The 11,512-nt window shown below is 59.6% G+C and carries 10 protein-coding genes; 3 read left to right on the top strand and 7 right to left on the bottom strand.

The genetic code is table 11. The annotated features are described in order from the left end of the window. Nucleotides 1–6: 6 nt before the first annotated feature. From ACR0IV_RS01405 to ACR0IV_RS01380, 6 genes are all read right to left on the bottom strand, one after another. Nucleotides 7–1,143, bottom strand: coding sequence for an MFS transporter (locus tag ACR0IV_RS01405; protein ID WP_480658257.1), 1,137 nt, complete (start codon nucleotides 1,141–1,143; stop codon nucleotides 7–9). A gap of 69 nt (nucleotides 1,144–1,212) precedes the next feature. Further along, nucleotides 1,213–2,490, bottom strand: coding sequence for a DUF3422 family protein (locus ACR0IV_RS01400; protein WP_480658259.1), 1,278 nt, complete (start codon nucleotides 2,488–2,490; stop codon nucleotides 1,213–1,215). A gap of 106 nt (nucleotides 2,491–2,596) precedes the next feature. Further along, a complete protein-coding gene (locus ACR0IV_RS01395) occupies nucleotides 2,597–2,953 on the bottom strand; it encodes a VOC family protein (protein WP_480658260.1) in 357 nt (118 codons plus the stop codon). A 159-nt stretch (nucleotides 2,954–3,112) separates the two neighbouring features. Further along, nucleotides 3,113–4,567, bottom strand: coding sequence for an NAD(P)(+) transhydrogenase (Re/Si-specific) subunit beta (locus ACR0IV_RS01390; RefSeq protein ID WP_480658261.1), 1,455 nt, complete (start codon nucleotides 4,565–4,567; stop codon nucleotides 3,113–3,115). A 13-nt stretch (nucleotides 4,568–4,580) separates the two neighbouring features. Further along, nucleotides 4,581–6,152, bottom strand: coding sequence for a Re/Si-specific NAD(P)(+) transhydrogenase subunit alpha (locus ACR0IV_RS01385; RefSeq protein ID WP_480470338.1), 1,572 nt, complete (start codon nucleotides 6,150–6,152; stop codon nucleotides 4,581–4,583). A 132-nt stretch (nucleotides 6,153–6,284) separates the two neighbouring features. Next, entirely contained in the window at nucleotides 6,285–6,734 is a 450-nt protein-coding gene (locus ACR0IV_RS01380) for a methyltransferase family protein (RefSeq protein WP_480658263.1), read from the bottom strand. Between the two features lie 197 nt (nucleotides 6,735–6,931). Between ACR0IV_RS01380 and kynU the strand changes: the two genes are divergently transcribed. Beyond that, nucleotides 6,932–8,125, top strand: coding sequence for a kynureninase (gene kynU, locus ACR0IV_RS01375; protein WP_480658265.1), 1,194 nt, complete (start codon nucleotides 6,932–6,934; stop codon nucleotides 8,123–8,125). Here kynU and ACR0IV_RS01370 read toward each other — a convergent pair. Next, nucleotides 8,118–8,696 carry a TetR/AcrR family transcriptional regulator gene (locus ACR0IV_RS01370; RefSeq protein ID WP_480658266.1) on the bottom strand — a complete coding sequence of 193 codons (579 nt, stop codon included), beginning with the start codon at nucleotides 8,694–8,696 and terminating at the stop codon, nucleotides 8,118–8,120. The two genes, kynU and ACR0IV_RS01370, sit on opposite strands and share 8 nt — an antisense overlap. Nucleotides 8,697–8,794: 98 nt before the next feature. Between ACR0IV_RS01370 and ACR0IV_RS01365 the strand changes: the two genes are divergently transcribed. After that, on the top strand, nucleotides 8,795–9,259 hold the full coding sequence (locus ACR0IV_RS01365) for a (2Fe-2S)-binding protein (protein WP_480658267.1): 465 nt from the start codon (nucleotides 8,795–8,797) through the stop codon (nucleotides 9,257–9,259). Nucleotides 9,260–9,262: 3 nt separating this feature from the next. Continuing rightward, nucleotides 9,263–11,503, top strand: a complete 2,241-nt coding sequence (locus ACR0IV_RS01360) for a xanthine dehydrogenase family protein molybdopterin-binding subunit (protein ID WP_480658268.1) — start codon at nucleotides 9,263–9,265, stop codon at nucleotides 11,501–11,503. Nucleotides 11,504–11,512: the final 9 nt, after the last annotated feature.

Genomic DNA, 11,512 nt, shown 5'->3' with positions numbered 1-11,512 from the left:
GCAAATTCAGTCGGCGCGCTTCAGCGCGCCGGCCAACACGACGATCAGGACCGACAGCGGCAACAGAACGGCAAAAGCCAGCCTCAGGGTCATCAGCTCAGCGAGAAAACCGATCAGGGGCGGCCCGATCAACAAGCCTCCGTAACCCAGAGTCGCCACGCTCGCGATCGCCTGCCCGGGCGGCACATGCGGATCAGTCGCCGCGCGACTGAAGGCCAAAGGCATGATCACCGCATAGCCCACGCCCATCAGGGCAAAGCCTGCCAATGCCAATACGGGTTCGCCTGCTGACACCACCGCAAAAACACCCAAAGCCGCACTGACACCGCCAAACCGTGCGGTCGCAACAGGACCAAACCGGGCGATGACTACCCCACCTGCCAACCGGAACACGACCATTGTCACCGAGAAGACCGCGTAACCTAGCGCGGCAATGCTTTCAGCCGCGCCTGTCACATCGCGCAGGAATATCGCGCTCCAATCCGCTACGGCCCCTTCACCAAGCGCTCCGCAAAGCGCCGTGAACCCCACAAGGATCAATGCGCCCGACGGCAAAGCAAACACCGACCCCTGCTTCGAGGCCGTTCGCTTGGACGTCCAGCACACCCAGGACAATACGAGAGCAAATGCAACGACAATGCCACCGGCAAGCAGAAAATGCTGCAGGACCGTCAGGCCCATCTGAACCGCCGCATATCCGCTAAGCGCCCCCAGCCCAGCCCCAAGGCTCCACATCGCGTGAAACGACGACATGACCGGCTTGTCATAAGCCTGTTCGACCTCTGCAGCCCACGCATTCATCGCGACATCCATCGAGCCATGGAAAGCTCCGAACACAAACAGGAATGCCGCGAGCCACCAGAAATCCCCCGCAAAGGCCAACAAAACAAGCGAAAATGTGTAAAGAACAGCAATGACCCGTGTGATCGCCACCGCTCCGAACTTATCCGTCAGACGACCCGTGATTGGAAACGAGCACACCGCACCGGCCGCCATGAACAACAAGCCAAGCCCCAAAGCCTCATGCGTCAAATCCAGCTTGTCCCGAACAGCCGGAATGCGCGAGGCCCAAATCCCGAACAGCGCACCGTTCAGGATGAACATGGCGGCGACAGCCCGCCATGCAGCCACAATACCGATCACAGGCAGCCCTCGCGCATTCAGTCAAACGCTGCCCGTTTTACAGATCATTCGTCGATTGGCAAAGGCTGCTTATTCCAGACGCTTTCGGATTTTGCGGATACTGAACCAGACAGCCAGAACAACGGGCAAGGTCACCACCGCCGTCAACATTCCCTTACTGAGTCCGGCCTGCGTCAGCGGATAGAGCAAGTAGCTGACCAACGACACTGCATAATAGCTGATCGCCACCACCGACAGCCCTTCGACAGTGTGCTGCAACCGCAAGGCCAGATCGGCGCGGCGGTCCATGCTTTCCAGCAATGCCTGATTCTGCGCGCTGCGTTCTACGTCCACGCGAGTCCGCAGCAATTCCCCGGCCCTGATCGCCCTGTCGGACAGGGCCTGCAACCGACGCTCGGTCGATTTGACGGTGCGGATCGCAGGATCATACCGACGCATCATGAAATCAGCAAAGCTCTGACGGCCGTCGAACCGTTCCTCGCGCAAAACTTCGATGCGCTGGTTGACGATGGCCTCATAAGCACCCGTCGCGCCAAACCGGAACGAACAGCGCGCCGAAAGCGTTTCCAGTTCAATGGAAGTGGACAGCAGATCGGGAAGCAGCTCATTAGGGTGCACCGAATTGTTGGTCATTTGTTCCATCAGCCGGGACAATTGCCCATCCAGTTCTCCGATCCGGGGCATAAGTTGTTTGACACGCGCGAAACCCAACATGGACATCGCCTTGTAAGTCTCGATCTCACACAGCCGTTGAATAACCCGCCCGGTCCGACGTCGCCCGGTGCCTTTATCGACGAACATCGCGAACCGCATATGCCCCGCCGGGTCGATGCGGAAGTCGCAGGCACAGATGGCGGAATCGTCCAGGACGCGCGCCACCGCCAGACTTTCAGGTTCGAACCAGTCGGCCAAAGACGCCTGCACCACGTCGTCCTCCTGACGTTCGACGACACGGATCATCGCCGACGTCACCCGCTGGCCGGGGCTCGCCATCAGCCAGTCTTGTGGAAAGACTTCGAAATCAGCCGGATTGAAGGCGCGGTCACTGACGTTGGGAGTGATCGCAGTGTAAGTGACAAATTCGGTATGCTGTTCCCATTTCAACCAATGTCGGCCGATCTGACCCGCGTAATGCGTGGCCTCGGGCTGCGGATGCGGTGCCCCGTGGCGATCCAGCAGATTGATCAGATGCGCCATATCCTCGCTGCGATCACGCACAGCAGCGGCTTCCGGTTTCTTGATCGCCAGAAAGACCACCGTGCACGGCATTGTCGCCACCGGAAAAGGGCGTGCATGCAGTTCATTGGCCAGCGCATAGCGCAGGGGATGGTCGTCTATTGGCGTCATTCAGTGCTCCGCTTCGTTCGGCGCACTATACGGCACGTGCGAAATACATCAATTATCTTTTATTTCATATACTTACAGGAATACATCGGTATACAAGCCCGCTATCTTATTGATTTGGCTCCCACAGCTCTATGGGATTGCCCTCCGGATCGTGAATGCGGGCAAATTTTCCCACCTCGCTATCCCAATCCGGGTTCGTCTCGACCACAATTCCGGCAGCTTCAAGCTGGCTGATCAGCGCGGCCAGATCATCGACACGAAAATTGATCATCCATTGCTGCTCGGCCCGGCCAAAATACTCCGTATCCTGCGCGAACGGAGCAAAAACCGTATACCCTTCCTGTTGCCTCCAGGGCTCCGGATCATAGTGATTGACGCCCAGATGCGTCTCATACCACGCGCTCAGGGCTTGCGGATCTCGCGCCCGAAAGAACACACCGCCTATGCCGTTCACTTTCTGCATCGCTCACCTCCTGCGCACCTTCGCACGACCCAGTGTAGCACAGTCCGCCTGCTTCATCTGGCCACAAATATCCTGGAGGTCAGGAGGCAAAGCCTCCTGCAAACAAAACAAGAAAAGGGCGCCCGCAGGCGCCCTTTGCAATTTGATTGTGCACTCGGATCAGTCGATCATCGGCAGCAGCTTGTCCAGCGACTGCTTGGCGTCGCCATAGAACATGCGTGTGTTCTCTTTGAAGAACAGCGGGTTTTCGATGCCCGAATAACCCGTCCCCTGACCGCGTTTGGACACAAACACCTGCTTGGCCTTCCAGCATTCCAGAACCGGCATTCCCGCGATGGGGCTGTTCGGGTCTTCCTGTGCCGCAGGGTTCACGATGTCGTTCGAGCCGATCACGATCGCCACGTCCGTATCCGGGAAATCGTCGTTGATCTCGTCCATCTCCAGAACGATATCATACGGCACTTTCGCCTCGGCCAGCAGCACGTTCATGTGGCCCGGCAGACGGCCGGCAACGGGGTGGATCGCAAAGCGCACCTCTTTGCCCTTGGCGCGCAGCTTGCGGACCAATTCGGACACCGATTGCTGTGCCTGAGCAACAGCCATACCGTAGCCGGGGATGATGACAATGCTATCCGCATCGTTCAGAGCAGCGGCCACGCCGTCGGCCTCAATCGCGATCTGTTCGCCTTCGACAGCCATCTGCTCACCCTGCGGGCCGCCAAAGCCGCCCAGGATCACGCTGACAAAGTGACGGTTCATCGCCTTACACATGATATAGGACAGGATCGCACCAGACGAGCCCACCAGAGCACCCACCACGATCAGCAGGTCGTTGCCCAGCGAGAAGCCAATCGCCGCAGCGGCCCAGCCCGAGTAGCTGTTCAGCATCGACACAACCACCGGCATGTCGGCACCGCCGATGCCCATGATCAGATGATAGCCAATGAACAGCGCGGCCAGTGTCATCAGGAACAGCGGGAACAGACCACCGGTCGAAGTGTACCAGATCAGACAGATCAGCGAGAGACCCGCCGCCGCCGCGTTCAGCGCATGACCACCGGGCAGCTTGGTCGCCGCCGAAGTCACTTTGCCCGCCAGTTTGCCATAAGCCACAACCGAACCGGTAAAGGTGATCGCACCGATGAAGATACCCAGGAACAGTTCGACATGCAGGATCGCCAGTTCAGCAGCGGTTTTCTTCGCGATCAGCTTGGCAAACGCGCCCAGATCGGAGAGATCCGCTTCTTTCGCACTGTCGGCAATCGCCATGACCTGCGCCACGTTGCCGATCTCAAAATGCGCGTTGAAGCCAACGAACACAGCCGCAAGACCCACCAGCGAGTGCATCGCGGCAACCAGTTGCGGCATCTCGGTCATCTGCACGCGCTGCGCCACATATTGACCGATCAGGCCACCGCCCGCGATCAGCAGCAGCGACAGCAGCCACAGGCCCGAGCCCGGACCAACCAGCGTGGCAAATACCGCCAGCGCCATACCGACGATGCCATACCAGACCGCGCGCTTGGCGCTTTCCTGGTTCGACAGACCGCCGAGCGAAAGGATGAAAAGGACAGCCGCAACGACGTAGGCGGCAGTGGTGAAGCCAAAATCCATCTACCCGGCCTCCTTAAGATTTCTGGAACATGGCAAGCATGCGCCGGGTTACGAGGAAGCCACCGAAGATGTTGATCCCGGCCATGAAGACGGAAAGCGCCGCCAGCAGAATAACGAGGAAAGACCCCGACCCGATCTGCATCAAGGCCCCGACGATAATGATCGACGAGATCGCGTTGGTGATCGCCATCAGCGGAGTGTGCAGGCTGTGCGAGACGTTCCAGATCACCTGGAAACCCACAAAGATCGCCAGCACAAAGACAATGAAGTGCTGCATGAAGCTGGCCGGAGCAACCAGCCCCACCAACAACATCAGCGCACCACCGATACCCAGCAAAGTGAATTGCTGCTTCGTCTGAGCCTTGAAGGCTGCAATCTCCTGTACCTTTTTCTCTTCCGGGGTCAGTTCCTTGACCTCGGGCTTCTTCTGCGCCGCGATCGCCTGTACTTTGGGCGGCGGCGGCGGGAAGGTGATCTCACCCTCATGGGTCACGGTCGAGCCGCGGATCACGTCATCTTCCATGTCATGGTTGACCTGACCGTCCTTCTCGGGCGTCAGGTCGGTCATCATGTGACGGATGTTGGTCGCGTAGAGCGACGACGACTGCGCTGCCATCCGGCTTGGGAAATCGGTATAACCGATGATGGTCACGCCGTTGTCGGTGACCACTTTCTCATCCGGCACGGTACCTTCGACGTTACCGCCGCGTTCCGCAGCAAGGTCAACAATGACCGAGCCCGGCTTCATCGCCTTGACCATGTCCTCCAGCCACAGCTTCGGCGCCGGGCGGTTGGGGATCAGCGCGGTGGTGATGACGATGTCCATCTCGGGTGCCAGTTCGCGGAACTTGGCAAGCTGTGCCTCACGGAACTCCTCGGACTGAACCGAGGCATAACCACCGGTGGCCGCGCCGTCCTGCTGTTCTTCCTCGAAGTCCAGATAGACGAATTCTGCCCCCATGGATTCGACCTGTTCGGCCACTTCCGGGCGCACGTCGAACGCATAAGTGATCGCCCCCAGCGAGGTCGAGGTGCCAATAGCTGCCAGACCAGCGACGCCAGCGCCAACAATCAGAACTTTCGCGGGCGGCACTTTACCAGCCGCCGTCACCTGACCGGTGAAGAACCGGCCGAAGTTGTTACCGGCCTCGATCACCGCGCGGTAGCCTGCGATGTTGGCCATCGACGACAAAGCGTCCATCTTCTGCGCCCGCGAAATACGCGGCACCATCTCCATCGCGATCACGGTCGCGCCCTTGGACTTGGCCAGCTCCATCCCCTCTTCATTCCCGGCAGGATTGAAGAACGAAATCAGGGTCTTGTCCTTGGTCAGACGCTTCAGCTCGGTCTCGTTCGGCTGGCGCACCTTGGCGATGATGTCTGCCGCTTTCCACAGCGCGGCAGCGGTCTTTACGACCTCGACACCGGCAGCCTCATAGGCCGCATCTGAAAAGCCTGCAGCAGCACCTGCGCCTTTCTCGATCAGGCACTCATAACCCAGCTTCTGCAGCTGAGCCGCCGAGTCCGGAGTCATCGCGACCCGGTTCTCGCCTTTGAATATTTCCTTTGGCGTTCCAATTTTCACCAGTCGGTTCCCCCTAATTTTTGGTTCAGGCCAGGTGGGTATCCGGCATTGATTGACAAGCAGACATTTATCTTGCGCAAGATTGTTTCGCAAGCGCAGCAATTATTACGTTGTGTCATTAGGCCCACACCCTCAGATCCACCTTCTGGTTTTGCGTTCATATCGCGCAAAATCGGTGCGGAAGGTGCGTCGCAGGCGGTTCTCTTCCGGTATGATAAAGCGCCGTTCAAGCAGCCAGACGAAGACCGGGATCAACACCAGAGACAACACCGCGTCAAACCGCAGGATCAGCCCAGCCAGTATGAGGACGTCGCCCAGGTAGATTGGATTGCGACTGCGCTTGTAAATCCCGGTTTGCACCATGGATGAGGGTGTTTCGTGCGGAATCACCGTCGTCTTGTGACGCCGAAACTCAATGACGGCCATGATGGCCAGAATGATACCGCCGCCGATCAGGATGCCGCTGAGAAGATCGGTCACCGCGCCATCCAACGACAATCCCAAAGGGAGCATGCGCGCTTGTACCCACGCAAGCACGGCGAAGCCCACAAGCCAGACAGGCGGTATATCGATCAGGCGCATGGCCGTCCCCCAGTGCGGCGACACACAGTGGCACATGTCGCTTCTGATCGACGTCCTACCGCTTTCTGACCTCAATGGCAAAAGCGCAGGGTGTCGCATCGGTCAAAGGCGCATCACAATCCACAGCAATAGACAGCGCAGACGGGATCAGATAGGCCAGTTACAATCTGATCGCTTCCGAAAGACAAAGCCCTGTTATGACTGACTTTGCCAAGACCAAATCCATGTTCCACCTGCCCGAAGGCGTTTTGTATCTGGACGGTAACTCTCTGGGTCCGCTTCCGAAATCGGCCAGCGACCGTGTAGAGAGCATTATGCAGGACGAATGGGGGCAGATGCTAATCACCGGCTGGAACAAGGCCGGGTGGATGGGTATGCCTACGGCGCTTGGAGATCGGATCGGACGCCTGATCGGGGCCGAACACGGCAGTGTCGTGGTGGGTGACACTTTGTCGATCAAGGTCTATCAGGCGGTCGCCTCAGCGCTAGAGCTGAACCCGACCCGCAAGGTGGTTCTGTCTGACAACGGCAACTTTCCGTCTGATCTCTACATGGCGGATGGCCTGCTGCGGTCGCTTGGCCCGGACTATGAGTTGCGCGTGGTCGACCCCGAAGACGTTTCCGCGCATATCACCGAAGAGGTCGCAGTGCTAATGCTGACCGAGGTCGACTATCGCACGGGCCGCATGCATGACATGAGGGCGCTGACGGAACTGGCCCACGCAAACGGTGTCGTTACAGTTTGGGATCTTGCGCATTCAGCCGGGGCCATCCCCGTCGATCTGGCCGGCTGCAATGCCGATTTCGCTGTGGGCTGCACTTACAAGTACCTCAATGGCGGCCCCGGTGCGCCCGCCTTCGTCTATGTCGCCCCGCGGCTGTCGGACAAGGTACGCCCTGCGCTGTCGGGATGGCTAGGGCACGAGGCCCCTTTTGCCTTCGATCTTGACTATCGCCCCGGCGCCGGGATCGAGAGGATGCGGGTCGGAACCCCTCCGGTCATTCAGATGGCGGCGCTGTCGGCTGCCATGGATATCTGGGACATGGCCGACATGGCGGATGTCCGCGCCAAGTCCATCGAATTGACGGAGTTGTTCATCACCCGGGTCGAGGCCACTTGCCCCGGCCTGACACTGGCCAGTCCCCGCGATCCGCAGCAGCGCGGCAGTCAGGTCTCGTTCCGGTTTGAAGAAGGCTATGCCGCCATGCAGGCGCTGATTGCGCGGAGCGTCATCGGAGATTTCCGGGCACCGGATGTTATGCGATTCGGGTTCACGCCGCTCTATATCGATGAAACCGACGTTGAGCAGGCGGTCGAGATTCTGGCAGATATCATCGCCAACAAGCTCTGGGACAAACCGGAATATAAGATCCGTCAGCGCGTCACCTGACCTCAAGCCCAGCGCCCAGCAATTCAGCCAGTTGCGAAGTGCGCTGTTCGAATTCTTCGGCGCTGGAGGCCGTCATCTTAACGCCCATCAAGGTCGCAGTGATGGTCTTGGCTGTCTCCTCCGGCCCATTGGGCAGACGGACACGTCCAGCGTTGTCTTCACGCCGCAACCAATCGGCATAGAGGGCGGTCATCTCTGCCTCACCTTCTGCCAGTATGTCTGCTGCTGTCGATTTGCTGGTATCCAGCATCTCCCTGCCGTGGGGCGAAGTGAGGATCTCGGCCAACCCCCTGATCTGACCATCAATCGCACGCGACAGCCTTTCGGAAACGCTGCCGTCACCGGACAGCGCGCGCGCAACGTTGTCGATTTTGTCGGCATAATGCGCCTGTGTCAGGCTGCGAACGATCGCCTCTTTGTTCTTGTAATGCAGATAGACCGCCGGGCGCGACATGCCCGCGCCCTTCGCGATGTCATCCATCGATGTCTTGCGAAATCCATAGATTGCAAAGGCCTCCAACGCCGATGCGAGGATCGCTTGTTGCTTGGGATCGTCCAGTTTGTCTCTCATAAATCTGCTTTGACATTTTTTGTAAATTTTGTCAATTGACACACTGACACTTTCCGGCAATTATGTCAGGAACCAGCCACAGCCAAATGAGGTGCGCCATGGCGACCGCCCTTAAGATCAATGGTCAGACCCATCAGGTCAACCTTCCCGATGATGTTCCCCTTTTGTGGGTTCTGCGCGATGAGATCGGCCTGACCGGAACCAAATTCGGTTGCGGCGTCGCCGCTTGCGGGTCTTGCACCGTCCATATCGATGGTGAGGCCGTGCGATCCTGTCAGGTCGCGCTGTCCGATGTCTGGGGCGATGTGACCACGATCGAGGGTCTTGGCACGCCCGACACTATGGCCACGATCCAGCAGGCCTGGGTCGATCATCAGGTTGCGCAATGTGGCTATTGCCAGTCCGGCCAGATCATGCAGGCCGCAGCCCTTCTGGCCGAAAACCCCACCCCTACCAACGCGGATATCGACGAGGCGATGCAAGGCAACCTCTGCCGCTGTGGCACTTATCCCCGCATCCGCGCCGCCATCCACGACGCCGCATCCAAGCTGAAGGAGGCCTGATCCATGGCACGCATCGGAAAAATCCTGCGCCGTACCTTCCTGATCGGATCAGCCGCTATCGTGGGCGGTGTGGCATTCGGCGCCTACTACGTCACCCGCCCTGCTGCGAACCCGCTGAAACCGCGAGACGGAGAAACCGCGCTCAGCCCCTTTGTTCTGATCGACCAGCAGGGCGTCACCCTGTTCGCCCCCCGGGCTGAAATGGGCCAGGGCGTCATGACCACATGGGCCGCGTTGATTGCCGAGGAACTGGACGTCGAACTGGACGATATCCGCGTACTGCACGGCCCAGCGGCGGCGGCGTATTACAACCATGCGCTGGTTGGAGAGGGCCTGCCGAACAAAGGCTATGACATCTCGGACTTTCAACACAATCTGGGTGAGGCTCTGGGTGTTCTGGGCCGCACGCTCAGCCTGCAGGTCACCGGCGGCTCGACCTCGATGAAAGACGGGTTCGAGCGGATGCGGATGGCCGGTGCCACCGCGCGCGAGACATTGAAGCAGGCTGCGGCGGTTCAGTTGGGTGTGAATCGCGATCAACTCAAGACCGAGAGCGGCGCGGTGGTTGCCCCGGATGGCACGCGCATTCCCTATACCGAACTGGCCGAGGTCGCAGGCCAGATCGAACCGCCCGAGGTCATCCTGCGCGACCCCTCCGAGTGGCGCCTGATCGGCAAGTCCCTGCCCCGGGTTGATATTCCGGGCAAGTCCACCGGTACTGCGGAGTTTGGGATCGACGCACGGCCAGAGGGTCTGAAATTCGCCTCGGTCCGCATGAACCCCAAGCTGGGCGGCGCGATGAACGGCTTTGACGCCAGCGCGGCTGAGACCATGCCCGGCGTTGAAAAGATCGTTGATCTGGGCACTGGCGTCGCGGTGATCGCCAACAACACATGGCTCGCGATGCAAGCGGTCGAAGCCATCGACGTGGACTGGGGTGAAGCCCCTTATCCACCCGAGACCGCCGCAGTATTCGAACAGATCGCCAAAGCGTTTGATGAGGCCCCGAACTCGACCATGCGCGATGATGGTTATGTCGATACCCTGCCTGACGGCGCAACCGAAATCACGGCGGACTACACCGTGCCCTATCTGGCCCACGCCACCATGGAGCCGATGAACGCAACCGCGCTTTATACCGGCAGTAAGCTGGACCTGTGGTGCGGCAATCAGGCTCCGACGCTGATCCAGATGCGTGTGGCTAACACCGCCGGTCTGGATACCGAGGCGGTAGAGATCCACACCACCTATCTGGGTGGCGGCTTCGGGCGCCGGGGTGAGCTGGATTTCGGAGAAATCGCCACCAAAGTTGCCATGGCCAAGCCCGGCACTCCGGTCCAGACCACATGGAGCCGCGAAGAGGATATGCGCCACGACTATTACCGCCCCGGCGCGATGGCTCGGATTCGTGGAGCGGTCAAGGATGGCAAGGCCGTTTTGATCGACGGCAAGGTCGCCTCGCAATCTCCGACGCAACAGGCGGTCGAACGCTACACCGGTTTCCCCGGCGGCGGGCCTGACAAGGTTCTGGTCGAAGGATTTTTCAATCAGCCCTACGCCGTGCCAAACTATCGCATGGCCGGACATATTGCCGATCTCGCTGTCCCCGTGGGTTTCTGGCGCTCGGTCGGCAACAGCCACAATGGTTTCTTCCATGAAACCTTCATGGATGAGATGGCCCACGCCGCAGGCCGCGATCCGCTGGAGTTCCGGCTGGAGCTGGCCAGAAACGAACACGCACCCTCAGCCGGGTGTCTGGAAGCGGTCAAAGAGATGTCTGGCTGGACCGGCAAGACCCCCGAAGGTGTAGGACGTGGTGTGGCGCTGACCTACAGCTTCGGCACGCCGGTTGCACAGGTGATCGAGGTGGTGGACGAAGACGGCACCATCCGCATCTCCAAGGCGTGGATCGCCTGCGATGTCGGTCTGGCGCTGGATCCGGCGACAGTCGAGGCGCAGATGATCGGCGGTATGATCTATGGGCTTTCGGCCGCGGCGTACGGCGAGATCACCTTCTCTGACGGTGAAGTCGAGCAATTCAACTTCCCCGACTACGATGCCTTGCGGATGCACACGACCCCGGTGACCGAGGTTCGCGTGCTGGAGACCAACAAGCATTTGGGCGGGGTGGGTGAACCCGGAACGCCTCCATCCATGCCCGCTTTGGGAAATGCACTGTTTGATCTGACCGGAGAGCGGGCCCGCAGCCTGCCGCTGAACAAGCAGTTCGACCTGCTGGTCTGACCCCCTCGC

The sequence above is a fragment of the Ruegeria sp. C2 genome (assembly GCF_056537765.1).
The sequence above is the reverse complement of the archived record's forward strand: the minus strand, read 5'-3'. Positions and strand labels throughout refer to the sequence as shown.

What these genes read in the sequence shown, in the direction of transcription:
- ACR0IV_RS01370 (WP_480658266.1), bottom strand. Translation starts at nt 8,696, where the DNA reads ATGAGAGACAAACTGGACGATCCCAAGCAACAAGCGATCCTCGCATCG.
- ACR0IV_RS01380 (WP_480658263.1), bottom strand. Translation starts at nt 6,734, where the DNA reads ATGCGCCTGATCGATATACCGCCTGTCTGGCTTGTGGGCTTCGCCGTG.
- ACR0IV_RS01360 (WP_480658268.1), top strand. Translation starts at nt 9,263, where the DNA reads ATGGCACGCATCGGAAAAATCCTGCGCCGTACCTTCCTGATCGGATCA.
- ACR0IV_RS01400 (WP_480658259.1), bottom strand. Translation starts at nt 2,490, where the DNA reads ATGACGCCAATAGACGACCATCCCCTGCGCTATGCGCTGGCCAATGAA.
- ACR0IV_RS01390 (WP_480658261.1), bottom strand. Translation starts at nt 4,567, where the DNA reads ATGGATTTTGGCTTCACCACTGCCGCCTACGTCGTTGCGGCTGTCCTT.
- kynU (WP_480658265.1), top strand. Translation starts at nt 6,932, where the DNA reads ATGACTGACTTTGCCAAGACCAAATCCATGTTCCACCTGCCCGAAGGC.
- ACR0IV_RS01395 (WP_480658260.1), bottom strand. Translation starts at nt 2,953, where the DNA reads ATGCAGAAAGTGAACGGCATAGGCGGTGTGTTCTTTCGGGCGCGAGAT.
- ACR0IV_RS01365 (WP_480658267.1), top strand. Translation starts at nt 8,795, where the DNA reads ATGGCGACCGCCCTTAAGATCAATGGTCAGACCCATCAGGTCAACCTT.